Below are 21,729 nucleotides of genomic sequence, written 5' to 3' on the forward strand. Positions count from 1 at the left end.
GCGGCTGTGGAGAGACGAGTGAAAACCAGGTGAGAGTTTATAGCGGCGACCGCGGGTTCGAGAGGGGGCCCAGAGTCGGCGATGGTGGGAAGTCGGTCCGCTCACTCGAGTTCCGATCTGAACGCGTCGATCGCGTCGTCGTCACCGGCGGGCAACAGGTTGTCGCCGCGCCGGAACTCGAACGACGGCGCGGGATCGGTGACGATCTCGTCCGACCGTTCGACCGCGATGAGTGTCCAGTTCAGGTCCGGAAGCGACGTGTTCGCGACGGCTCGACCCGAGAGCGGATCGGCTTCGAACCGGACGATCTTCAGTTGTCGGTCGTAGGAGATGATCTCCTCTCGGAGTACGTCGACTACGAGCAACCGACCGATGATGTCGGGTAGGGTGAGAACGTAGTCGGCTCCCGCCCGGCGCACCTTGGTTTCGTTCGTCGAATCGTTTACCCGAACCACGATATCGATGTCGGCAGTCAGTTCACGCGCGACCAACACCCACCACGACGTGATCCGCGAGGTCCGTCTCCGTCGGCAGCGACGGCGAGAGCGTCTGCTCGAGGACGGGCTGGAAGGTACGGGAGAACGATAGACGAGATCAGGCCGGTACTGAGGTCCATCGTGACGACAAAGAGGTTGCCGACGACCGACTCCAAGGGGGAGTCGGAGCCGTACCCGGTCCCGGTAAACGTCTCGACGACGACCTGCGTCGAGTGAAAATAGCTCGGCGAGCGGCCCTCGAAGACGACCATGATGTAGTGATAGACCAGCGACGTGAGGAAGACGAGCACGACGATACCCGCGATCGTCTTCACCGCGCGTCGTTGCACCGTTCCATGTGGCTCCGTTCTGTTCTCACGAGCCCGTAACGAACGTTCGTATCGACTGTCAGACCTCCTCGAGTCGGGACTCGCGGCTCCGTCCCGTTACGCTTTACCGCCACCGGCCCGAATCGGCGGGCAATGACTGCCCAAACCGTCCAGCAGGGCGACCTCGTGACCGTCATCGGCCTCGAGGTCCACGTCCAGCTGGAAACCGACACGAAGATCTTCTGTGGCTGTTCGACCGAGCCGACGGCAGAGCCAAACGAACACGTCTGTCCGGTCTGTCTCGGCTTACCCGGCGCGCTTCCCGTTCTCAACGAGGGGGCCGTCGAGGCAGCCGTCAAGATCGGCAAGGCGATCGACGCCGACATCCCCGAGGAGACGCGGTTCCACCGCAAGAACTACTACTACCCTGACCTGCCCAAGAACTTCCAGATCACCCAGTACGACGAGCCGATCTGTGCCGATGGCGAACTCGAACTCTCCGTCGAAGGTGATCGTCGCACCGTCACCATCGAGCGTGCACACCTCGAGGAAGACCCCGGAAGCCTCCAGCACGTCGGCGGGGGCGGGGGGATCGACTCGGCGGAGTACACACTGGTCGACTACAACCGTGCGGGAACGCCGCTGATGGAGATCGTCACCGCGCCCGACTTCCGCAGCCCCGACGAGGTACGAGCCTTCCTCGCCGAACTCGAGGAGGTACTGGAGTATCTGGGCGTCTTCGACGCCGAACGCGACGGCAGCCTGCGCATCGACGCCAACCTCTCGATCATCCCCGGAGCGGAGATCGACGGCGACGATGTCGACGGGATCGGCGAGGACGCCCTCGAGGCCGCGAACCGCACGGAGGTCAAGAACATCTCGAGTCACAAGGGTGCCGAGAAGGCACTGGCCTACGAGGAGACGCGACAGAAAAACGCCATCCAGCGGGGCCGCGCGGTCGAACAGGAGACCCGCCACTGGGACGAGTCCCGCGGGATCACCGTCTCGATGCGCTCGAAGGAAGAGGAGAAAGACTACCGCTACTTCGAGGAAGCCGACCTGCCGCCGCTGCAGGTCTCGGACTGGAAAGAAGAGATCGCGATTCCGGAACTCCCGCGGGCCCGCCGCGAGCGGTTCCAGGAAGAGTACGGGCTGAACGAGGAAGCCGCCTCCAAACTCACGTCCACGAAGCAGGTCGCGGACTTTTACGAGACCGTCGCGAGCGAGTTCGATCCCGACCTCGCGGCGACGTGGGTCGCGGACAACCTGCTCGGGGAACTCAACTACCGTGACATGGAGATCACGGAGATGGAGGGTCGTCTCGAGGAAGTCACTCGCCTCGTCGAACTCGTCGCCGAAGACGAGATTACGGCGAAAAACGCCCGCGAGACGGTCCTTCGGTCGATGCTCGACGACGGAAAAGGGCCCGACGAGATCGTCGAAGCGGAAGGACTCGGCAAGACCGACGAGAGTGAGGTCCAGGAAGCGGTCCTCGCGGCGATCGAGGAGAACCCCGACGCCGTCGAAGACTACGAGTCGGGCGACGACGGCGCGATCAACTTTCTCGTCGGCCAGGTGATGCAAAAGACCGGCGGCAGTGCCGACCCCGGCGACGTCAATCAGTTGCTCCGGGCCGAACTGGACGGCTGATCCCGTCGGTCGGTCGACCGTCCGGCCGAGACGTTGCTCGAGTTCGAGTCGGTGTCTCCCATTCGTTCGATCGCTCGCCGGGAGCGGTTACCAGCGTACCGTCCTGATATCCGTCGAATTAATATCGTCAGGCCGATTGGCTGGCACATGGACCGCATCTCGCTGGGCAACGAGGAGTTCGAGGGGCGCAACAATGCCTACTTGCTTGCGGACGACGCCGAGGGGTCGCTGGCGCTGGTCGACACCGGAGTCGCGACCCCCGGCGTCCGTTCGGACCTCCGGGAGGGGCTTGCCGAACGCGGCTACGAGTACGCCGACGTCGACGCTATCGTCCTGACACACTTCCATCCGGACCACTCCGGGCTGGCGGGCGAAATACAGGCCGAGAGCGATGCCACCGTCTACGTCCACGAAGCCGATGCCCCGCTCGTCGAGGGCAGCGCCGACGCTCTCGAGGCTCTCGACGAACGTCGTCGCGAGTACCTCACACAGTGGGGCGTCCCCGAAGAACCGCGGAACGAACTGCTCGCGTTCCTCGAGGCCTCCGAGGGGATCGCGGGCGACCCCCTCGAGGCGACGCCGATCGAAGACGGCGACGTGCTCGAGGTCGGCGGATACCGACTCGAGGCCGTCCACGCGCCCGGCCACGCCGCCGGCCTGTGTTGCTTCGAGTTCGAAGCAGACGGCGGCCTCGAGGCGTTCGTCGGCGACGCCGTCCTCCCCGTCTACACCCCGAACGTGGGTGGTGCGGACGTCCGCGTCGACCGCCCGCTCGCGAAGTACCTCGAGACGCTCCAGCGGATCGCCGACCGGGAGTACGATCGGGTCTGGCCCGGCCACCGCGACCCTATCGACGACCCGACCGACCGTGCGCTGACGATTGCCGAACACCACCGCGAGCGTACCGCGAACGTCCTCGACGTGCTCGAGGAGCACGGCCCGGCCGATCCCTGGACGGTTAGCGCCCACCTCTTTGGCGATCTCGAGGGTATCCACATCCTCCATGGGCCCGGCGAAGCGTACGCGCATCTCGATCATCTCCGGCACGAGGGGGCCGTCGCCCTCGAGGATGGGGCGTACCGACTGCTCGAGGAGACCGACGAACTCGATCTCGACGACGTTCTATCGAGGCCGGAAACAGAGCCGAGAGCCTGATACGGATCGCTGTAACTGTGTACCGCCGATTGCTAGAACGGGGTCGGCAATCGATTACAGTAAACCGTATGAGACGGGTCCTCGTCTTCTCGTTCCTGTCCCTATCCCTGTTCCTGTCCCTATCCCTGTTCCTGTTCCTGCCCCTGTCGTTGGCGCGACGTTTCCCATCTGGCAATGCCGGCCTCACCACTATCGGTCGGCGCGTCGACACGGCGGTATGGTCGAGTTCTCGACGATCGTCATCCTGATCTGGATCGGTCTGCTGTTCGTCCCAATTCCGCCGGTCGCTACGATCCTGGGTGTCCTGGTAATTCTGGCTGGAATCGCGTTACGGGTGCTGTTCGGTATATGAGCTGCAGGCATTTCGCTTCGCCACCGCTGTAACGGAGTCGATCTACAGGCGGAGCAGGCCGAGTGCCTCGGGGTCGGACGGGAATCGTGAACCGACGGGACCGGGACACCACGCAGACACGTCCAGCCAGTTCTCGAGCGGCGCGTCACCAGCTGTTCCCAGTATAGTGGAATCCGAACAAGACTTAAGCGATACCGAAACGTCGGTTCCGGTATGGCAGGCGACGAACTGACGACGTACGAACTGACCGGCGAGCGACAGAGTCCGAAACGAATGCGGATCGACACCGACGACGCCGAGTTCGTGGTCGGCAAGGACGTAAACCCTATCGAGTACTTCCTCGGTGCCGTGCTTGGTTGTCTGAACTCCACCGGGACGATGGTCGCGCGTGACATGGACATCCGGCTCGACGATCTGACGGTCACCGTCGAGAGCGGCGTCGACTACGCCGCCTATCGCGGTGAGGAAACCGACGACCGTCCAGGGCTCCAGGGCCTCGAGGTCTCCGTCGTCGTCGACTCCGACGCCGACGAGGAGACACTCGAGGAGTGGCTGGCAGCCGTCGAACGGCGGTGCCCGATCACCGACAACGTAGCGAACGAGACGTCGATCGGTCTCACACTCGAGAGCGAATCGGCCTGACGGCCGCCGCGACGTTGCGTGGTTTGGTCCACGATTTTATACCTCGCTACCCAACAGCCGGGTATGCAGTCGACTCCGCACGTGATCGTCGTCGGTGGCGGACTCGCAGGTCTCGTCGCGTCGCGGCACCTCGCCGGTGCCGGACTCGAGGTTTCCCTTCTCGAGCGAAACGACCGCGTCGGCGGTCGCGTTCGGACGATAGAACGGGACGGGTTCCGGTTCGATCGGGGCTTCCAGGTGCTGTTTACCGGCTACCCGGCCGTCGAGCGGGAACTCGACCTCGAGGGACTCGATCTCCGACGATTCGCTCCGGGGGCGACCATCGCCAGGCCGAACCACCGGTCGACGGTCGCGGACCCGTTTCGGAGTCCGGGGACACTCCCCGCGACGGTGCTCAATCCGGACCTCTCGATCGGTGACAAACTCCGGGTAGCCAAACTCCGGCGGACGCTTCGCGGGATCGATCCGGGCGAGATTTTCAGTGGCGATAGTGATACGGCCGACGACGAGTCGATCGCGGCCTACCTCCGGAACCGAGGGTTTTCCGATCGCTTCCTCGAGAACTTCGCCGCGCCCTTCTACGGCGGGATCACCCTCGATCGCTCGCTGTCGACCTCGAGTCAGGTCTTCGAGTACACGTTCCGGACGCTCGCCGACGGCGAGACGGTCGTCCCGGCGACGGGAATGGAGGCGATTCCGGCCCAGTTGGCCGACCGCGTCGCGGACGAGGGGGGAACGATTCGGACGGGTGTGACCGCCGACGCGGTGACGGCAGGGAACTCCGACGGCGAGAGCGACGGTGACGTGACGGTCTCGAGCGACGACGGCACGCTCGAGGCCGACGCCGTCGTCGTCGCGACTGACCCTCCGACCGCTCGCGACCTGACCGACATCGAGGCGATCCCGACGGAGGCGAGGGCCTGTGTCACCCAGTATTACGCCCTTTCGGCGGGGATGGACCTCGAGACGGGCAAGCGACTGTTGTTGAACGCCGGCGGCGAGAACGGCGAGCGCGAGGGGCCCAACCACGTCGTCCCCCACAGCGAGGTCGCGCCGGAGTATGCACCCGACGATCGGACCCTCATCAGTGCGACCTACCTCGGCGAGCGCGAGGAGACGGACGAGGAACTCGCCGATCGCACGCTGCGGGCCCTCGAGTCGTGGTACCCCGAACGAGCCTTCGACGGGTTCGAACCTCTCCACACGGCGCGCGTGTCGTTCGCCCAGTTCGACCAGCCGCCGGGCTTTCACGAGGGTCTTCCGAATCCCCGCGATCCCGACGGGTCGGTCTACCTGGCCGGCGACTACACCCGCTGGTCGTCGATCCAGGGCGCGATGGAAAGCGGTCGTCGGGCGGCCAGTGCCGTCGTCGAGGATCTGTCGAGGTAGCTCGTCGACGGCGGCACCGTCCCGCGTCCAGCACTCACAGTATGTTATCGTGCGAGAACGTTCGGATATGGCCCTCCCCTGCTTCGACGTCGCCCTTTCGGACCGACAGCGGCCCCGGCTTCGCGTCCTCGAGGTTGCCGCCGCCGTGCTGTTCCCGCTCCTGTGGGCGTCGATTTTCGCCCCGGCACTCGAGTCCCTGTTCGCACCACTCGAGTCGTTCGTGGTGTCGCCGCTGCTCGCCTCGGCGGTCGTTCCGGGGCTGCTCTGTCTCGTCGCGCTCGCCGGTGCGGTCGCGGACGGGTTGGGAATCGATACGGCCGTCGTCGGGGTATTGGTCGCGGTCACGTCGCTGCTGATCGCCTGGGACGTCCCCGTCGTCCTGTTTCACACCGGTGGTGGCGTCCACGTCGCACCGCTTTTCGTCTTCGTCTCGGGAACGGTCCTCGCGGTCGTGGTGATTCGCCGGGCACTCCTGGCAACCGTTGCTCCCGGTGGCGTCGTGGGATGGATTCGCGGCCGTCGAAGCGAATCGTAACTGACGGTTCGGATCGACCGCAGTCTGCTGGTCGAAAGCGGCCAGAGACCACCCGAAAGCACGCCGCTTTTCAGAGCGGGACCGCAGCCGTGTCGTATGGTCAACGTCGCGATCGTACTCGCGTTGGGCGCGCTGGTCCTGTTCGGTGGCTGGGCGGTCTCGGCCGGCGTCGCGACCCGGTCGCTGGCTCCGGTCAACGCCGTGTTCCTCTCGTACGTGGCGAGTCTCGCCATCGTTGGCGGCTACGTCCTCTTCACGCGAGAGCCCATCGTCGGCACCCGTATGGAAATCACGTTCGCGCTGCTGTCGGGCGTGTTCCTCGCCGTCGGCACGATCAGCTTCTACGCCGGACTCACCCACGGCAACATGGCTATCGTCTCGGCGATCGCCGCGCTGTACTTCGTCATCCCCGCGGTCGTCGGGGTCCTCTACTTCGATGCAGCACTCTCGCCGACCAACGTGGTCGGGTTGCTCCTCGCGGTGATCGCGGTCGTGCTCGTGTCCTCCTGATCACGGGCGCACAAACTTCTCGCCCCGAGTCCGAGTCGAGGTCGCTCGAAATCGGGAAGTGAGCCCCAGCGAGCGCTCCCGTTCGGCACCGCTCAAACGAAAGTCACAACAGCCGTCGACACTCCCCCAGCGGCGGAAACCACAGCGTCTCGCCGCGCTCGGAATCCCGTACCGCCGGGTAGCAGGCATCGGCGTCCGTAACGAGCGGCGACTGAAAGTCTCGAGCGCACATTCCGTTGACCGTCGCGCCGCTCGCGAGTCGCGTGAACGCCGGGAGAACGAGCACGTCCGCGCCCTCGTAGATGTCGGGGCCGTAGAGGAAACAGGGGCGTTTTCGACCGTCGATCGACAGCGCCGGGTGGTCGTGGCCGACGACGTACCGGGTTGCGCTCGCGTCCCCCGCTGCGTTGGACGGGGATTCGTGCCCGTGACAGACTACCGTCTCGCCGTCCTCGAGCCGGTACGTCGGCGACGTCTCACCGTCGAAGACCTCCGAGAGCATCGTGTCGTGGTTTCCGGGCGTCACCACGAGCGACGCACCGTGGGTCTCGACCGTCGACGCGAGGGCGTCGAGGTCCCGCTCGAGCCCCCGCGGGACGCGGTCGAACGAGTGCAGCAGGTCGCCGGCGACGACGACCGTCTCGGGCACGGTGCGCTCGAGCAACGCGGCGAGTCGATCCCGGATGTCCGTCCCGTCGTCGATCGGTGCGTCGACGCTCGAAGCGGCCGCGCGTCCGAGATGGAGGTCGGCGACGATTAGCGCGTCGGCCTCGGGAACGTAGACTGCACGCTCGAGGAACGAGAACGGGACGTCGACGTCGATTCGGTCGTCGGTCACGGGTGCTGTCGGGCGTCAATCGGCCGCCCGAGTCTCGACTCGTGACTCGGGTCGGTACTCCTCTTTTCCGAGCGCCTCGAAGAGGTCGTACTCGTTGCCCGAAAGGATGTAGAGCACCTCCTCGAGCGGTGCGAGTATCTCGGGGAGGATACGGACGACGAGGTAGGTGATGCCGATCAACGCGATGACCGACAGCAACTGGGAGATGTAGTTGTGTGCAACGAGGTACGAGACACGGTTGGCCTCGGCACCCATGTAGGTCGTCATAAACGAGACGAGCCAGTCCTGCTGGAACCAGCCCCACGGGGAGGCCAGGCCGATGAAGACGTTACGCGTGAGGTTGAGGAACCAGATGACGCCGATGGCCGCCGCGAGGGCGACTACTTTCCGCTTTAGCGGTGCGGAGACGGCCCCGATCAGCCCGCCGAAGATCGCCATGCTCCCGATTCCGGTACAGGTGAGGACGATGTAGGTCGTTCGGCCGGTAACCGTTTCGTCGGGATCGAAGTTGAACCGGCTCTGATAGCCGTCAGGACCCTCGTTGATTCCGGGACTGTGGCCGAGCAGCTCCATCCCGTAGTGGGTCTGGACCGCGGTCGTCTCGATCAGCCACTCCCGGAACACCGGAATCGTCTCTGCCGGCAGGTAGATCAGTCCCATCAGCGCGACCGCTTTCGTCAGCAACAGCAACGACTGACGGCCGCCAACGAGGAGATAGCCGGTATAGGCACACAGCGGGAGTGCAGCCAGCGAGAGCAGCGTCTGGAGCGGGCTCTGGATCTCGTAGTAGTAGTACGGAACCATCGTCAGCCAGAAGAGCCCGAACAGCAACCAGGCTGCAGCGCCGATCCGACGGGCGGCTCCGCCCGCCCCCTGCCACTGGGCCAGCAGTGCCACGAAGAACGCGCCGATCGAAATCCACGCGAGCGCGTCCGTCAGGCCGACGCCGGCGAGTACGGCGGGGGCGACCGCGACTCCATCGAGGCCGAGAGTCGAACTCGAGTCGGTGGCGAGTCCGGCCACGGCGAAGGAGGACGGCATGTTCACGTTATCCAATGAACTCTCGCGCTATCAACCTGACGTATCACTCCGGGTGTTCGAGGCAGTCGATCTGCCGCTACCGACGAAACGTTTAAGGAATATAATGACATTCGATAACATAGATCATGGCTTCCAGCGAACTGTCGACCAGCGACCACCTCGACCGGCGGGTGACGCTTCGACGCGTCGACGAGATCGATCCGACCGCAACCGTCCGTCACGTCGATCAGCTCGAGCCGGACGAACGCGAACAGTTCTACGAGTTATGGGCAAACGGTGGGTCGATGCCGATCGGGGAGACCGACTTCGAACTCGAACTCGAGCTCGAGGTCGGCGAAATAATCGTCTTCACCGACTACGTCGTGGTCGACGGCGTGTGAAGCCACCGCCTGCGAGCGGGCGTTCCCGGTTGGTCGCACGTATCGAAGCCGTTTTCCCCGGTGCGGCCGTTCGATCGGGTATGAACGGCGATACGGACATGACCCTGGCGTTCGAGCTCGAGGCGCTGAAGGAACTCGCCTCGCCGGAAAACGTCTTCGAGGACGCCAGAGGGTGGACCGAATACATCGGCGTCGTCTCCGAGAAGCCGACCTACGTCGTGACCAACTTCACTCGCAAGAACCGCATCCGCCAGGACTTCTTCTCGGGACCCCGCGGGAAAGCAGAGAGTCTCGAGGGCGTCAAAGACCAGTTCGACACGGAACGCTACGTCTACATCGGTGCCGACGAGGAAGACGAACAGCTGGCCGACGAGGTCGACTGGGAGTACCTCGACGTCGAGGACGCCGCGGACGCCGCCGACTGGATCGTCGCTTCCCGAGTCGACGAGGGTGAAGACGAGGACGAGCAGGTCCGAGACGACTGGCCCTGATTTCGATCTTTCCTAGCTGCTGACTCCGAGCGGGTCCGTCTCGAGCAGGTTCGACACGATCGCCACGCCTGCCCGAGCGGCGTTGTCGATCGCCAACTCGAGACTCGCTTCGGTACCGTCGAAGCTCTCCGTGACCGACTCCCCAGGGGCAGACCGATCGTAGTTCGCGACCGCCCGCACGGACAAGTACCGTTCGAGCGTACCGAACCGTTCGAGCACAGTCGCGGTCGCGGCGTCTTCCATCTGGGTCGTGAAGTAGGGAGCGACGCCGTAGCGGTCACAGAGCCACTCGACTTCTCGGGCGTACCGTGGGCCGTGCCAGAACTCGTCCCCACAGACCGTCGTCCCGCGTTCGACTGTCGGCCCGTCCGCAGGTGCGTCGGGATATCGACGCTGGGAGGCCAACACGTCCGGGTCTTCGCGAAGGTCGACGCTGCCCACAGCAGCGACGGCGTCGTCGACGAGCCGTTCCTCGAGGTGGTGGACGTACTCCCGAGGACGGTAGGCCAGGCGGTCGATCGGGGGAGTGTCGCGCCCATCACCACTCGAGTGGTCGGAGTCGCCGTGGTCCCAGCGATGTTTCCGATCCCAGTCGACGACCGCGTCGGCGACGACGACCGAACCCAGCGCGAGACGCTCGGGTGCGCCGCCGGCGATCCCCGCCGAGACCACGTAGGCCGCGGAGAGGTCGATCGTGGGTGCTCCGAACAGCGCGGCGACGGTCGCCGCCGCGTCGCTCTTGCCGATGCCAGTCGTCGTGATCGCGACTCCCGCGTCGTCGGTCAGGTAGATCGGCGTATACGCACCCGGTACCAAGACTGCACGCTCGAGGTCGGCCGCGTAGTGCTCGAGCCAGGCCCGGCGTTCGTCCAGCGGGGGGTCGGCGACGGCGGGCAGGACCAGCGCGGAGGGCTGCAGGGCCGGTCCGGGCCCGTCGTCGGCGAGTCGTTCGAGTGGCTCGGGCTCCGGGAGATCGAGGTCGTCGGTCATCGCCGAACTGTCGGCCCGCACGGACAAAGAAACGCGGGGCCGAACCGACGAGCCACGACTCCCGCGGAACCACAAGCGATTCGGAGCCGGCCTTCGATCCACCTGCCGTGACGGACGGTCCCGGGAACCACGACCGACGCGACAGCCGTGGAACGGACGAGACCGCCGACGCGGACGCACCGAGTGACTCGCCGACCGTCGACCACGAAATCATCGCTCGCGCTCGCATCCACGCCCGCGAAGTGGTCGACGGGGAGGAGTACGACCTGCCAGTCGACCGGTCCGCTCTCGAGTGGACGACCTCCGCGCGGGCCCGCCGACGCGCCGGCGCGTGTCGATGGGACGCCGACCGCGAGGTCGCGACGATCGTGCTCTCCCGGCTGGCCTACGAGCACTACGACTGGCCGGAGTTCGCCGCGGTCGTCCGCCACGAACTCGTCCACGCCTGGGAGTTCCAGCAGTTCGGTGACTCCGGGCACGGGCAGCGTTTCCGCGAACGAGCGGCGGCCGTCGATGCACCACGTCATTGTCGGTCGTTCGCCGACCCCAGGTACGTCCTCCGGTGTCTGACAGACGACTGTCCCTGGCGGGCCCAGCGCCACCGTGCCTCTCGGCCCGTGAAGACCCCGGATCGGTACCGCTGTGGCGCTTGCGGCGGCGACTACGAGGTCGAGCACGTCGAGAGTGGGCGAACGTGGACGACGGCGAGCGGATACGGCGGAGCCAGGGCCGCGCTCGGCGACGACTGGTGACTCCCCTCCCGCGACGGTCGCAGCGATCCCGGCCGCGTAACACGTCGATACTCAGCGTACGCTGTGGTTACGGGCGTCTCGCGTCCACACAGCGCGGAACACTTATTCGAGTGTCGATACCTGTTTCGCGTATGGGCATACTCGATCTGATGCTGGGCAAAACGGGACCCGGCGAGCAGGGCGTCGAGTCGGCGTCCTACACGCTCCCGAAGGACACTCACGGCTTCGTCTATCCGGTCGCCGTTCGCCGCGCCGAACTCGAGGCCTTCGACCGGCTGATCGACGCCGAAGCCGACTCCCCCTACCTCGAGGAGCGAACCGACGACCTCCAGGCCGTCTTCGACGACGTACTCGAGGATGCCGATCTCGACGCGTCGGAGTTGGTCGAGCGAAAGCGCGGGATTCGACGGGCCGTCGAGCCCGTTCTCGAGCGCTGGCGCGAGCAAGTTAGCGAGGACGAAGACGTCGGCGTCGTCTACGCGATCGCCGGCACGAGCGACGATCTGCGAGCGTTCGTCAAACTCTGTAAACAACGCGACGAGGACGCCGACGATCCGTTCGACCTCCCGGAGGGGTTCCCCGGGGCGGCCGCGCTACTCAAGCGGGTCGACGAGGCGACCGACTCGCAGTACCGGGCAGTCGTTCACGAGGACCTGGTCCCCGGCAACGCCGAGTAGCCCACTGCGGTCCGTTCCCGAACCCGTATCGCCGGCGTCACTGCCGTCGATCGCGAGTCGGGCGTCGTCCGCTGTCCCGACTGCGAGAGCGGAAACGAACTGAGAGATACGCACCTCTCTTTCGCCGTTCCGCGGGCACCGATCGACGACGGATCACAGGACCCGCTCGAGCATCTCGAGTGACGACAGTTCGTACGTCGGCCGGTGTTCCGACGACCGCTCGCGATCGCCCGCGACCAGCGCCGAGTCGATCCCCATCGCGTTCGCGCCGGCGACGTCGGCGTGGGGCGAGTCGCCGACGTGGATCGCCATCGCAGGGGTCGCTTCGAGGGCTCCGAGCGCCCGCTCGAATGGCTCGGCGTTGGGCTTCGGGTAGATTCCGGCGCTCGGCTCGGTGAAAACGCGAACGTCGAAGGCGTCCTCGATGCCGAGCGCCCGCAGCTTTCGCGTCTGGGTGGCCCGGCCGCCGTTGGTGATCAGCCCCACGTCGCCGCGGTCGGCCGCGTCCTCGAGGGCCGCTTTCGCACCCGGCCGGAAGCGAACCGCGGTGGGATCGCGCAACTCGAGGTAGGCGTCCGCGAGCCGCGAGGCGATCGCGTTTCGAGTGCCGAGTTCGACGTTACTGTGGCTCGCGACTTCGTCGAACAACTGCTCGAAGAACTCGCGATCCGTTTCGGTCGTCGGCATCGCCGGAATCGCCGCCCGCAGATCCGCCGGCGTACAGAACGTCGGGATACCGGTCCGGTCGAACGCGGACTCGAGCAACGTCGCGTCGTCCTGCGTAGACTCACACAGGGTGTTGTCGAGGTCGAAACAGATCGCGTCGTAGGCGGCCATCTACGATCCGTACGGGCGTGAGCGCCCTCAACGTTTCGCCGGGAGATGCACGCTTTGCACGCCCGCTGTAAGGACCGAAAGCACCGCCGCCTGGCCTGGACGCGGCAAGCTGTATCTCGTTCGACATCATCGGAAGTTATTGTACCGGAGTCGGTTGTCGGCGTATGGACGTCGTCAAGCGAGTACACATCGTCCCCGTCGGCTTCGAGTACGACCGCATCCTCGAGCCCGTACGGAGCCAGCGGGCTGACCTCGTCTACCTGCTCGAGGGTGGACCCGAAGGAAGCGACGGCGACGAAGCCGATCACGACAAGCGTCGATCCGATACCGCGACCGACTCACAGCTCACCAGTCCCCGTGCGGAGTATCACGACGAGTTACGCGCCGAACTCGAGCAGTTCGTCCCCGAGGTCCGGACCCGGCGCTGTGACCTGGGGGACGTGTACGCCGTCCTCGGGGCAGTCACGACGATCGCGTCGAACCACGCCGGCGACGACGTCTACGTCAACGTCTCGAGCGCGGGCACGATCGCTGCGATCGGCGCGACGATCGCGTGTATGGACGTCTCGACGGACGCCCGGGCCTACTACGTCCAGCCGTCGGAGTACGCCCACGACGGGACGACGGAACCGGCCTCCGTCGGTATCGAACGGACCGAACCGATCCCGACCTATCCCATCGAGTCCCCGACTCGGGATCAGGTCGCTATCATGGAGTTCCTCCGCGAGCCGTCGGCCTGGGACGGGTTCGACGACATCCGAACCGCGCCGCCGAAGAAGAAAGACCTCATCGAGTACGCCAGGGATCGCGGCCTCTCGTTTATGGCCGATCGTCGTTCCCCCGCGGACCGGAGCGGCGAGGACAAGGGCGCGTTCCGCGTTCTCGATACCCACGTGCTCGAGCCGCTGGTCGAGGACGGGTACGTGACGGTCGAATCGGTCGGTCGGCGACGTGTCGTCGAACTCACCGAGCAGGGTGAAAACGCCTACCGAGCGTTCAAACACAAACTCGACGGCGGCGACGCGGACGGTGGTGGATCGAGCGATCGGAGCTAGTATCGCCACTGTAGCGAGCGAAAGCGGGGAACGCGGTTTCAGCGGCAGTCGAACTGGAGGGCCGAAACGGTTCCGACGGAACGACAGCAGGCAGCGAGCAGCGGGCAGCGAGCAGCAGGCAGCGGGCAGAGCCGACGCGGGGGCACACGTCGGCGGTCAGCGAAGGCCCGTCGGTAATCGAGCGGACGACCGTTCAGCGCACCTCTTCTACCGCGGCGTACAGGGTCGTCCCCAGCCGCGCGAGCTCGAGGTCCGCCTCGAGTCGGTCGATGTGGGCCTGGAGGGCCTCTTCGAGTGTCGACGCCTCGATGTCGTCTCGATCCTCGAGATCCTCGGGATGGCCCGCGAGGCCGTCGACTCGCGCAAGCAGGTCCGGCGCGGCGTCGGCGAGATAGGAGCCGGGCAGCTCCGGCCGAGGCCGACCGCTCTCGCAGGCAGTGCGGATCTCGTGGGCGACGACGAGACGGCGACGTAACGTCCGGGTCTCGTCCGGATCGGCCGGCGGGGAGAGGGTTGTTGCCAGCACCTCCTCCGCGCCGACGATCGGATCGCGACCGACGCCGAACGCGTCGGACAGGTCACGGACGCCGATCGTCGGTCCGTCCGTTCGGCGGCTCGCGAGTCGGACGGCGGCCAGCACGGTTGCTCCGCGGCCGAACCGATCGATCGCCGGTTCGCCCGCACGCTCGAGGGCTGCTCGAGCGACCGCCGTCGCGGACTCGACTCCGAACCGACGTGCGGCGTCTTCGATCGTCGGCCCAGCGGTTTCGTGACTCGTCTCTGATTCGGTTTCGGAGCGGCATCGAGCCATACTCGTGGATACGAGCCATCAGATATTATGCACTTCTACAAAAGTATCAAAACTATCCATACTATTCGTACTATTGATACTTAGGCTACTATCGTCCGTACTGCACTTTCGGCTCCGATCGGACAGTGTGGACTGGAGTGTCGGTAGCAGTGACGAGGGTCGTCGGATCGAACGGCCGGTGCTGCCCGATCCGCCACGTTCAAGCCGGTTCCCTTCGACCGTCGAGTCATGACGCGATCTGTCTGGGTCAAAGCCGACGACACCGTCGGCGACTGGGACGACCGCCGGGCGCGGATCACGGCCGCGCTCGAGGCGGGTGCCGACTGGGTACTGGTCGACGAACACGACGTCGAGCGCGTGCGGGAACTCGGCGACATCGGCGTCGCCGCGTTCCGGACCGACGGTGACCTCACTCTCGTCGACGACGCCGAGAGCGAGGTCGACGACATCGATGCGGTCGACGCGGAGCCCGATGCCGTCGTCGTCGGCAAGGACGGTGAAGGCGATGCGACGATCGACCTCCCCGAAGACTTCTCCGGTTCGGCTGACCTCTCGACGCTCCGGCGGGACGGGGACCAGGAACGGGGTGCCTACGTTCGCATCCTCGGCAAGGAGTACGAGGAGTTCGCCGAAGCCGCCGCCGACGAGGCCGAGCACACGATCGTCGTCGGCGAGGACTGGACGATCATCCCCCTCGAGAACCTGATCGCTCGCATCGGCGAGGAGACGAACCTCGTCGCTGGCGTCACCAGCGCCGAGGAGGCCAGGACGGCGTTCGAGACTCTCGAAATCGGGGCCGATTCCGTCCTGCTGGACTCGGCCGATCCCGACGAGATCCGCAAGACCGTCGAGGTTCGCGACGAGGCAGACCGGGAGACCCTCGAACTGGAGTACGCCGAGGTACTCGACGTGGAACGCGTCGGCAGCGCCGATCGAGTCTGTGTCGACACCGGGAGCCTACTGGACCACGACGAGGGAATGCTGGTCGGCTCGATGGCCCGTGGGCTGGTCTTCGTTCACGCCGAAACCGCGGAGTCGCCGTACGTCGCCTCTCGTCCGTTCCGGGTCAACGCGGGCGCGGTCCACGCCTACGTCCGTACCCCCGACGGAGGGACGAAGTACCTCTCGGAACTGCAAAGCGGCGACGAGGTCCAGGTCGTTGACACCGACGGCCACACCCGAGAAGCGATCGTCGGCCGTGTCAAAATCGAGAAACGCCCGATGTTCCGCGTCGCCCTCGAAACCGACGACGGCGACCGCGTCGAGACGCTGTTACAGAACGCCGAAACGATCAAGGTCCCGACGGCCGACGGCCGGACGGCCGTCACGGACCTCGAGGCAGGCGACGAACTCCTGCTGTACTACGAGGATACGGCACGTCACTTCGGCGAGGCTGTCGAAGAGAGTATTATCGAGAAGTAAACGCTCGACTCGCTTCGCTGCTGTCTTCCATCCTCGAGATTCGAGACGAGCGCCATCGTGCTCCCTCACTACTCAAAACGGCGGTCTGTTAGACGAAGAGACACATGTTGCTGCGTAATATGAAACATCTACAGTAATTTAGTCTCCCTGTAGACAAAACCTATTGTAGTCCATGTGGTGCGAGCACATGGAACAATGAGCGTCCCGAAAGAGCAGGTACGGCAGTTCGAAGTACCGGAGTTCGCGGTCACTCTGCGTAACGCGGGCGTGGCTGGTGCAGGCGGCGCAGGGTTCCCATCGTACGCCAAGTGGGACCGTCTCGAGGAGGTCGACGCGCTCCTGGTCAACCACCAGGAGAGCGAGCCGAACTACTACATGGACAAGTGGCTGGGTCGCGAGCGAACCGACGAATTGGTCGCGTTATTCGATGGACTGCTCGAGTCGGCACTCGATCGGATCGTCGTCGCCACCAAAGAGACCGACCGCCAAGAGTGGGTCGAACCGCTCGAGGAGGCGACCGACGCGACGGTCTACGAGCCAGCGGCCCTTCCGGTTGACGAAGACGACACGGGCGTCGTCGTGGCCTACACCGACGACAGGTACGAGTACGGGATGGAAAGCGTGCTGATGCGGCTCGTCGCTGGCGTCGTGATGGAGGGCGAGGAGTTGCCGATGGACCACGGCTGGATCGTCCAGAACACCGAAACGCTTTGGAACGTCTTCCAGGCGTTGACCGACGGGGACCCGATGACCCGGAAGTTCGTCCACGTCGACGGGCGGGTCCCCCAACATCGGTTTCTCGAGGTGCCGGTGGGAACGCCGGCGACCGAACTCCTCGCGGCAGCGGGCCGAACGGACGGACTGGATTCGAACGAGGTACTGCTGGATGGCGGTCCGGGCTGGTGCTTCGAGATCGACCGCGAACCGGACCGGTTCGGCGTTCGCAAGCGAACGAACTGCCTGCTGGTGATGGAAGAGTCGGTCGTCGCGGAGAACCGTCTCGGCGGCGGCCGCGTCAACGTCCTGGCACCGGCCGCCTGGAAGGAGTCGACACAGGAGACCGAGCCGACGGAGACTCTCCGGCCCGACTACGTCGAACTCCCTCGGATCACGAACCCGGCACTCGAGGGGATCGTGACGCCGAGCGAACCGATCGTCCGGCCCGACGACGAGGTCGAAACCGGCGAGATGGTCGCTCGGCCCGGCGAGGGGATCAGTATCGCCCAGCACGCACCAGTCGACGGGACGGTCTCCGAGATCGACGGTGGAACGATTCGTCTCGACGCGTCCGGACGCGAAGCGACGGCTGCAGCCGACGAACACCGGATCTACTGGACCTGGTGTGGCGACTGTGGTCGGTACCTGCCGGAGCCACAGCTCACGGCGCTCGATACGGACACGTTCGTCTGTGCTCGGTGCAGATGACGTGACAGGGAATCGGTTTCGGCCTACCGCGGACACGTCGACAGATCGCTCGCCCGACAGCGGACCCAGGCCGACGCGTTCCGTCGATCACAGATCACCAGCCCGTCTTCGTCTTCGTAACACACGTGCCGATCGAAGTCGGTCTCGAGCGGGCGCTCCCGCGCTCGAGGCTGTTCGTCGTCGTTTTGCGTTCTCATACTGGACTCTCACCGACGAGGCGACTCCTCACGGCCCGTCAAAACTGGCGAGCGCGGATAAACGCTCCGCGAGGACAGTACTAGGGTGGTTATATGTCGCGGCTGGTGGTCACACGGCACATTGCTGGTCGGCCGAGTTCGAAAACGAACGCAGATAGCGAGGAGTTGCTCGACGCCGTCCGGTCGGTCCGGTCAATCCGATCGCGTCCCGACCGGTTCTTCCTCGTCTTCCGTCTCGTCGTCCGGGTGCTCGAGGCGGGTCGTACACCAGTGACAGAACTCGAGGTCCTCGTCGAGTTCCTTCCCACACTGGGGGCAGGTCGGCCCTTCGGTCGCGTCGGTGGTGTCCGGCGGGAACCCAAGCGCCCGGAACGTCGCGTCGATCGCCGCAAACAGGACGATAAACGAGAGGGCGAACTGCCCGATCGTGTCTGTTTCCTGCGTGGCGGCTTCCATACCCTCGGTTATCGATTCCGCCGCAAGGAGCTGGTCGGTGGGAAGAAAGATCACGATCGCCGAGAGATACAGGCCGGCGAACACGAGCGCTCGAGCCCAGTCCCGAAGAACAGCGTGACCCGCCCCGGGGAAGAGGATCGAGAGCCCGCCTGCGGCGAGCGCGCGAAGCCATGTCATCTTCGTATCCCATCCTAGGAGAGGCGACGGGTTAACATTCCGATTCCTCGCCGCGGTCGCGAGATCGGTCCCACGTTCGTTTCGACCGCTCTCGTCCAGTCTCGGCTCGGGGAGGCGGTACCAGTCGTCACTCGAGTCGGACACGTGGCTGCCGTACGTCAGACGCACGTCAGAAAATGATCCCCCGTACTTTTCTATCGGAACGGTGGAGGCGGCGTATGGAACGGGGTATCCCACCGAGTATCGCCGTCGTCCGCGAGGTCGCAGCGCGCGAGGAGACCGAGCCGACGGAACTACAGCCGCCGTTGCACACCGTCGTCGATACGGACGCTCTCGATGCGCTCTTCCTGACCGACGGGCGGCCTCGAACAGGATCGAGGCTGGCACCGGAGTCGGACCTCTCGGTCGAGTTTACCTACCTCGAGTATCGAGTTCGGGTCGGTGACTGTGGAACGGTTCGAGTGACCGACGAGACCGAGCGAGACGGGTTTTCGCGGTCGGCCGGCGAGAACTAGTACTCGTCTTCGGCGGCAGTGGCGAGCTCTCACGCGCCGTCCCGTCCGAACACGAGCGCCCAGACAGTTGCGGAGACGGACCGTGAACCTCGCTCGGGACCGTTCCTGGATCGCTCACCGCGTGGATCGATCGAGAAACTCGTCGACGTCGTCGGACTCCTGTTCCTTGGCGAACTCGAGGTACGGCTCGAGCCATTCTCCACGTTCGGTGAGCGTTACCGCCCCCGTATCGGCATTGAACGTGACGAGGTCGTAGTCGGCTAACTTCGGCAGGCTCGCGTGGACGAGAGACGTGCGAGTGTGCCGTTTCATCTCCTCGGTGAGCAAGTCCGAGGTGGTTTCGTTTTCCCACGCGGTGAGTTGCGCGGTGAGTTCGGAGAGCGGGACGGTCCCACCGCGCTCGTACAGCAGATACAGCAGAAAGCGATCGCGTCGGTCCGCGAGAAGCCCGAAGACGACACCTGGCGTGAGCGTCACGTCTTCGCCTGCGTCTGCGTCGGGATCGAGGTCGGCGTCCGCGGTCGACTCCGGACGGCGATCGGCCTCGTTTTCGTCCCCGTCGTTCCGATCAGTTCCCCCGTTATCCTCCGGCATTGTTCACATGTACCAGCGTCGCCGGGATAACCGTTTGGATAACGACAGGTTTCGAACCACTACAGTGCTCATTTTCCGGCCGTCAGGTGGAGAAACAACGATTCTGTCGAGTCCGATCGATCCGGACTGATACGTACTATGCCACATTGTTCGAGATAACCGGGACGCCGCTACCGGTGCGATGGGTCGGGGACGGAGAGTACGACGAACCCCTCAGTCACAGGTACTGGGTTCGGGCTTCGGCGTGAGGACGACCAACGCCGTGCTCTCCTCGAGCGCGTACGGCGAGACCGTTCGGTCGCCGTCGAATCGGACGAGATCGCCCGACTCGAGGTCGTAGGTCTCCCCGTCGAGGTCGAGGGCGACATCGCCGGACAGCACGTGAAAGAGGACGGTCGATTCGGGGTGACGATGCTCCGGGACCCGTTGCTCGGCCTCGAGTTCGAGCCGGACCGTCCGAGGATCGTTTTCGAAGGCTACCGCGTGGGGCGTCTCGGTCAGCGACTCGAGGGACGTACGTTCCGGCATGAGAGACACGTCTCCGCTCGGATACTTGTAGCTACGGCAGGCTCCAGACGTGCGGGAAACAAAGCGACCCAACGGCCGCGAGTCGACGGCGATCAGATCGCACAGCCGACGTCGCGGTAGAGCCAGTGAGTCATCACGTAGACGCCCAGCACGATCCCAACCGCCGCGATGAACGAGTGTACCGACAGCGAGGCGATACCCGAGTAGATGTTCCCGATGTTACAGCCCGGTGCGAGCCGCGAGCCCGATCCCATCAGGAATCCGCCGATCGCGGCGTTGGGGAGCCGTTGGAGTTTCGGCGTCCGTACCGCGAAGTCGCCGCTCCAGAAGGCGGCGATGCCAGCGCCGACGATCACCATCGCGATCATGATCATGTCGACGGTGACGGTGACCCCCTCGCCGGCGAAGAGGATCGATCCCCAGTACTCGTAAGATTCGGCGTCGACCCCGGCATGCTGAAGCAGGTAGCCGGTCCAGCGGGCTTCCGGACCCGTCACGCCGACGATCGAGACCTGCGAGAACCAGATCATCGCGACGCCGGTGATTCCGATCGCGGCCGTCCGCGGGTCCCACGGCTGCTTCGAGGCAGCAACCCAGTCGTCAATCTCCCGGAACCCGCGGAGGTACGAGCGCGTCCCCTCGAGGAGTTTCTCTGCGCCGAGGACAGGTGTTGCGAGCACGACCGGCCGGAACTCGGCGACCTGCTCGCGATCCGTTCCGGTCTGACCAGCCTCGCGCCCGACGACAGTGACGTACGCGAGGACGATCAGCCCCGAGGCAAGCACCGCGAGAAGTGGCGCGGGAAGCGACGACGACTCGAAGAGCGTGACGCCTTCGCCGACGGTCAACGGCTCGAAGTACGTCGCCTGCAGCGTCGGGAACACGACCGAGAAGGCCGCGTAGCCGACGCCCATGAAAAGCAACGTCAGCCAGAAGTGGAGGTAGCCCTGGCCGGCACGATAGAGAGTGCCGCTGGCACAGCCGCCTGCATAGGTCATGCCGACGCCGAAGATGAATCCGCCGATCAGTCCGGTGAGTCCCCAGTCGGGCGTCCAGAACCCCTGATAGTAGCCGAACTGATAGAGAAGGCTCCAGCCCACCATCGTCAGCACGACTGCGACGAGAACGCCGTTCGTTACCCTGGTGTCTTTGAACGCGAACAGGTCGCGAAAGGCGTGAACGAAACAGAACCGCCCCTTCTGGAGAAAAATCCCTAATCCGAGGCCCACCACCGCTGCGACGAGCAGTGTCGATGTCATCGTCGGCTCTACTCACTGATCACCCTAAATCGGATTCGTTACGGGGACCTCTGCACGGATCGATGACGGACGGTATTCGCCGATCCGGCGGCTGCGGGCGTCTCGATTCGACTTCGTTCGATCCGCCCGGAATCGACGATCTGAGATTCCGGCAACACTGACCGGTAGCTACGATCGGTAGTGTCACGACCGCTGGCTCGATATTTCGTCGTCGGACGGTGTCGCTTAAGGAGCTGTACTCCACAC

Annotated in this window: 27 protein-coding genes; 15 read left to right on the forward strand and 12 right to left on the reverse strand. The window is 65.0% G+C overall.

Annotation, left to right across the window (positions count from 1 at the left end):
* Positions 1–101: 101 nt before the first annotated feature.
* Together C446_RS19895 and C446_RS19900 are read right to left on the reverse strand one after the other, a co-directional pair.
* Entirely contained in the window at positions 102–491 is a 390-nt protein-coding gene (locus tag C446_RS19895; RefSeq protein ID WP_239639466.1) for a TrkA C-terminal domain-containing protein, read from the reverse strand.
* Positions 473–826, reverse strand: a complete 354-nt coding sequence (locus C446_RS19900) for a hypothetical protein (RefSeq protein ID WP_239639467.1) — start codon at positions 824–826, stop codon at positions 473–475. Before C446_RS19900 ends, C446_RS19895 begins: the two co-directional genes overlap by 19 nt.
* Positions 827–958: 132 nt before the next feature.
* On the opposite strand from C446_RS19900, the gene gatB reads away from it, so the two are divergent.
* The 7 genes from gatB to C446_RS06165 all read left to right on the forward strand — a co-directional run bounded on the left by gatB (position 959) and on the right by C446_RS06165 (position 7,038).
* A complete protein-coding gene (gatB, locus tag C446_RS06135) occupies positions 959–2,455 on the forward strand; it encodes an Asp-tRNA(Asn)/Glu-tRNA(Gln) amidotransferase subunit GatB (RefSeq protein WP_006672211.1) in 1,497 nt (498 codons plus the stop codon).
* 147 nt (positions 2,456–2,602) lie between these two features.
* Complete coding sequence (locus C446_RS06140; RefSeq protein ID WP_006672212.1) at positions 2,603–3,610, forward strand: MBL fold metallo-hydrolase; 1,008 nt, start codon at positions 2,603–2,605, stop codon at positions 3,608–3,610.
* Positions 3,611–3,827: 217 nt separating this feature from the next.
* A complete protein-coding gene (locus C446_RS06145; RefSeq protein WP_006672213.1) occupies positions 3,828–3,962 on the forward strand; it encodes a hypothetical protein in 135 nt (44 codons plus the stop codon).
* A 213-nt stretch (positions 3,963–4,175) separates the two neighbouring features.
* Positions 4,176–4,604 carry an OsmC family protein gene (locus C446_RS06150; RefSeq protein ID WP_006672214.1) on the forward strand — a complete coding sequence of 143 codons (429 nt, stop codon included), beginning with the start codon at positions 4,176–4,178 and terminating at the stop codon, positions 4,602–4,604.
* 63 nt (positions 4,605–4,667) lie between these two features.
* Entirely contained in the window at positions 4,668–5,993 is a 1,326-nt protein-coding gene (locus C446_RS06155) for an NAD(P)/FAD-dependent oxidoreductase (protein ID WP_006672215.1), read from the forward strand.
* A 67-nt stretch (positions 5,994–6,060) separates the two neighbouring features.
* Positions 6,061–6,528, forward strand: coding sequence for a hypothetical protein (locus C446_RS06160; RefSeq protein ID WP_006672216.1), 468 nt, complete (start codon positions 6,061–6,063; stop codon positions 6,526–6,528).
* A 96-nt stretch (positions 6,529–6,624) separates the two neighbouring features.
* Positions 6,625–7,038 (forward strand): EamA family transporter, encoded by a 414-nt coding sequence (locus tag C446_RS06165; RefSeq protein WP_006672217.1) that lies wholly within the window; start codon positions 6,625–6,627, stop codon positions 7,036–7,038.
* A gap of 103 nt (positions 7,039–7,141) precedes the next feature.
* Here C446_RS06165 and C446_RS06170 read toward each other — a convergent pair whose 3' ends face one another.
* Both C446_RS06170 and artA read right to left on the reverse strand, forming a co-directional pair.
* Complete coding sequence (locus C446_RS06170; RefSeq protein ID WP_006672218.1) at positions 7,142–7,876, reverse strand: metallophosphoesterase; 735 nt, start codon at positions 7,874–7,876, stop codon at positions 7,142–7,144.
* Positions 7,877–7,891: 15 nt separating this feature from the next.
* Entirely contained in the window at positions 7,892–8,917 is a 1,026-nt protein-coding gene (gene artA / locus C446_RS06175) for an archaeosortase A (RefSeq protein ID WP_006672219.1), read from the reverse strand.
* Between the two features lie 125 nt (positions 8,918–9,042).
* Between artA and C446_RS06180 the strand changes: the two genes are divergently transcribed.
* Together C446_RS06180 and C446_RS06185 are read left to right on the forward strand one after the other, a co-directional pair.
* Positions 9,043–9,297 carry a hypothetical protein gene (locus tag C446_RS06180; RefSeq protein WP_006672220.1) on the forward strand — a complete coding sequence of 85 codons (255 nt, stop codon included), beginning with the start codon at positions 9,043–9,045 and terminating at the stop codon, positions 9,295–9,297.
* Positions 9,298–9,377: 80 nt separating this feature from the next.
* A complete protein-coding gene (locus C446_RS06185) occupies positions 9,378–9,788 on the forward strand; it encodes a DUF7124 domain-containing protein (RefSeq protein WP_006672221.1) in 411 nt (136 codons plus the stop codon).
* 12 nt (positions 9,789–9,800) lie between these two features.
* Here the strand turns inward: C446_RS06185 and C446_RS06190 are convergent, their stop codons facing one another.
* On the reverse strand, positions 9,801–10,778 hold the full coding sequence (locus tag C446_RS06190; protein WP_006672222.1) for a phosphorylase family protein: 978 nt from the start codon (positions 10,776–10,778) through the stop codon (positions 9,801–9,803).
* 209 nt (positions 10,779–10,987) lie between these two features.
* Between C446_RS06190 and C446_RS06195 the strand changes: the two genes are divergently transcribed.
* Together C446_RS06195 and C446_RS06200 are read left to right on the forward strand one after the other, a co-directional pair.
* Positions 10,988–11,530 carry a SprT family zinc-dependent metalloprotease gene (locus tag C446_RS06195; RefSeq protein WP_049920070.1) on the forward strand — a complete coding sequence of 181 codons (543 nt, stop codon included), beginning with the start codon at positions 10,988–10,990 and terminating at the stop codon, positions 11,528–11,530.
* Between the two features lie 131 nt (positions 11,531–11,661).
* Positions 11,662–12,207 carry a hypothetical protein gene (locus C446_RS06200; protein WP_006672224.1) on the forward strand — a complete coding sequence of 182 codons (546 nt, stop codon included), beginning with the start codon at positions 11,662–11,664 and terminating at the stop codon, positions 12,205–12,207.
* A 153-nt stretch (positions 12,208–12,360) separates the two neighbouring features.
* Here C446_RS06200 and C446_RS06205 read toward each other — a convergent pair whose 3' ends face one another.
* Positions 12,361–13,044, reverse strand: a complete 684-nt coding sequence (locus C446_RS06205) for an HAD family hydrolase (protein ID WP_006672225.1) — start codon at positions 13,042–13,044, stop codon at positions 12,361–12,363.
* A gap of 164 nt (positions 13,045–13,208) precedes the next feature.
* Here C446_RS06205 and C446_RS06210 point away from each other — a divergent pair, with 164 nt between their 5' ends.
* A complete protein-coding gene (locus C446_RS06210; protein WP_006672226.1) occupies positions 13,209–14,099 on the forward strand; it encodes an HFX_2341 family transcriptional regulator domain-containing protein in 891 nt (296 codons plus the stop codon).
* A 193-nt stretch (positions 14,100–14,292) separates the two neighbouring features.
* Here the strand turns inward: C446_RS06210 and C446_RS06215 are convergent, their stop codons facing one another.
* Complete coding sequence (locus C446_RS06215) at positions 14,293–14,910, reverse strand: hypothetical protein (protein ID WP_006672227.1); 618 nt, start codon at positions 14,908–14,910, stop codon at positions 14,293–14,295.
* A 228-nt stretch (positions 14,911–15,138) separates the two neighbouring features.
* On the opposite strand from C446_RS06215, the gene C446_RS06220 reads away from it, so the two are divergent.
* Both C446_RS06220 and C446_RS06225 read left to right on the forward strand, forming a co-directional pair.
* Positions 15,139–16,332, forward strand: coding sequence for a 3-dehydroquinate synthase II (locus tag C446_RS06220; RefSeq protein WP_006672228.1), 1,194 nt, complete (start codon positions 15,139–15,141; stop codon positions 16,330–16,332).
* A 195-nt stretch (positions 16,333–16,527) separates the two neighbouring features.
* Positions 16,528–17,757 (forward strand): NADH dehydrogenase, encoded by a 1,230-nt coding sequence (locus C446_RS06225; RefSeq protein WP_006672229.1) that lies wholly within the window; start codon positions 16,528–16,530, stop codon positions 17,755–17,757.
* A 23-nt stretch (positions 17,758–17,780) separates the two neighbouring features.
* On the opposite strand, the gene C446_RS19300 is transcribed toward C446_RS06225, so the two are convergent.
* Positions 17,781–17,954 (reverse strand): DUF7331 family protein, encoded by a 174-nt coding sequence (locus C446_RS19300; protein WP_169331359.1) that lies wholly within the window; start codon positions 17,952–17,954, stop codon positions 17,781–17,783.
* A gap of 192 nt (positions 17,955–18,146) precedes the next feature.
* Complete coding sequence (locus tag C446_RS06230; protein WP_049920071.1) at positions 18,147–18,587, reverse strand: zinc ribbon domain-containing protein; 441 nt, start codon at positions 18,585–18,587, stop codon at positions 18,147–18,149.
* 218 nt (positions 18,588–18,805) lie between these two features.
* On the opposite strand from C446_RS06230, the gene C446_RS06235 reads away from it, so the two are divergent.
* Positions 18,806–19,102 (forward strand): HalOD1 output domain-containing protein, encoded by a 297-nt coding sequence (locus C446_RS06235; RefSeq protein ID WP_006672231.1) that lies wholly within the window; start codon positions 18,806–18,808, stop codon positions 19,100–19,102.
* Positions 19,103–19,216: 114 nt separating this feature from the next.
* Here the strand turns inward: C446_RS06235 and C446_RS06240 are convergent, their stop codons facing one another.
* From C446_RS06240 to C446_RS06250, 3 genes are all read right to left on the reverse strand, one after another.
* Entirely contained in the window at positions 19,217–19,696 is a 480-nt protein-coding gene (locus C446_RS06240) for a DUF7344 domain-containing protein (RefSeq protein ID WP_006672232.1), read from the reverse strand.
* Between the two features lie 213 nt (positions 19,697–19,909).
* Positions 19,910–20,224 carry a cupin domain-containing protein gene (locus tag C446_RS06245; RefSeq protein ID WP_006672233.1) on the reverse strand — a complete coding sequence of 105 codons (315 nt, stop codon included), beginning with the start codon at positions 20,222–20,224 and terminating at the stop codon, positions 19,910–19,912.
* A 92-nt stretch (positions 20,225–20,316) separates the two neighbouring features.
* Positions 20,317–21,483 (reverse strand): YeeE/YedE family protein, encoded by a 1,167-nt coding sequence (locus C446_RS06250; protein ID WP_006672234.1) that lies wholly within the window; start codon positions 21,481–21,483, stop codon positions 20,317–20,319.
* Between the last annotated feature and the right edge of the window lie 246 nt (positions 21,484–21,729).

Origin of the sequence: Halobiforma nitratireducens JCM 10879, assembly GCF_000337895.1 — an archaeon.
GTDB lineage: Archaea > Halobacteriota > Halobacteria > Halobacteriales > Natrialbaceae > Natronobacterium > Natronobacterium nitratireducens.

Excerpts from the sequence above, each read along its gene's own strand:
- C446_RS06230 (WP_049920071.1), bottom strand. The coding sequence starts at position 18,587 with ATGACATGGCTTCGCGCGCTCGCCGCAGGCGGGCTCTCGATCCTCTTC.
- C446_RS06245 (WP_006672233.1), bottom strand. The coding sequence starts at position 20,224 with ATGCCGGAACGTACGTCCCTCGAGTCGCTGACCGAGACGCCCCACGCG.
- C446_RS06205 (WP_006672225.1), bottom strand. The coding sequence starts at position 13,044 with ATGGCCGCCTACGACGCGATCTGTTTCGACCTCGACAACACCCTGTGT.
- C446_RS06185 (WP_006672221.1), top strand. The coding sequence starts at position 9,378 with ATGAACGGCGATACGGACATGACCCTGGCGTTCGAGCTCGAGGCGCTG.
- C446_RS06215 (WP_006672227.1), bottom strand. The coding sequence starts at position 14,910 with ATGGCTCGATGCCGCTCCGAAACCGAATCAGAGACGAGTCACGAAACC.
- C446_RS06140 (WP_006672212.1), top strand. The coding sequence starts at position 2,603 with ATGGACCGCATCTCGCTGGGCAACGAGGAGTTCGAGGGGCGCAACAAT.
- C446_RS06240 (WP_006672232.1), bottom strand. The coding sequence starts at position 19,696 with ATGCCGGAGGATAACGGGGGAACTGATCGGAACGACGGGGACGAAAAC.
- C446_RS06235 (WP_006672231.1), top strand. The coding sequence starts at position 18,806 with ATGGAACGGGGTATCCCACCGAGTATCGCCGTCGTCCGCGAGGTCGCA.
- C446_RS06250 (WP_006672234.1), bottom strand. The coding sequence starts at position 21,483 with ATGACATCGACACTGCTCGTCGCAGCGGTGGTGGGCCTCGGATTAGGG.
- C446_RS06150 (WP_006672214.1), top strand. The coding sequence starts at position 4,176 with ATGGCAGGCGACGAACTGACGACGTACGAACTGACCGGCGAGCGACAG.
- C446_RS06225 (WP_006672229.1), top strand. The coding sequence starts at position 16,528 with ATGAGCGTCCCGAAAGAGCAGGTACGGCAGTTCGAAGTACCGGAGTTC.
- gatB (WP_006672211.1), top strand. The coding sequence starts at position 959 with ATGACTGCCCAAACCGTCCAGCAGGGCGACCTCGTGACCGTCATCGGC.
- C446_RS06155 (WP_006672215.1), top strand. The coding sequence starts at position 4,668 with ATGCAGTCGACTCCGCACGTGATCGTCGTCGGTGGCGGACTCGCAGGT.
- C446_RS19300 (WP_169331359.1), bottom strand. The coding sequence starts at position 17,954 with ATGAGAACGCAAAACGACGACGAACAGCCTCGAGCGCGGGAGCGCCCG.
- C446_RS06210 (WP_006672226.1), top strand. The coding sequence starts at position 13,209 with ATGGACGTCGTCAAGCGAGTACACATCGTCCCCGTCGGCTTCGAGTAC.
- C446_RS06220 (WP_006672228.1), top strand. The coding sequence starts at position 15,139 with ATGACGCGATCTGTCTGGGTCAAAGCCGACGACACCGTCGGCGACTGG.
- C446_RS06165 (WP_006672217.1), top strand. The coding sequence starts at position 6,625 with ATGGTCAACGTCGCGATCGTACTCGCGTTGGGCGCGCTGGTCCTGTTC.
- C446_RS06200 (WP_006672224.1), top strand. The coding sequence starts at position 11,662 with ATGGGCATACTCGATCTGATGCTGGGCAAAACGGGACCCGGCGAGCAG.
- C446_RS06145 (WP_006672213.1), top strand. The coding sequence starts at position 3,828 with ATGGTCGAGTTCTCGACGATCGTCATCCTGATCTGGATCGGTCTGCTG.
- artA (WP_006672219.1), bottom strand. The coding sequence starts at position 8,917 with ATGCCGTCCTCCTTCGCCGTGGCCGGACTCGCCACCGACTCGAGTTCG.
- C446_RS06180 (WP_006672220.1), top strand. The coding sequence starts at position 9,043 with ATGGCTTCCAGCGAACTGTCGACCAGCGACCACCTCGACCGGCGGGTG.
- C446_RS06160 (WP_006672216.1), top strand. The coding sequence starts at position 6,061 with ATGGCCCTCCCCTGCTTCGACGTCGCCCTTTCGGACCGACAGCGGCCC.
- C446_RS06190 (WP_006672222.1), bottom strand. The coding sequence starts at position 10,778 with ATGACCGACGACCTCGATCTCCCGGAGCCCGAGCCACTCGAACGACTC.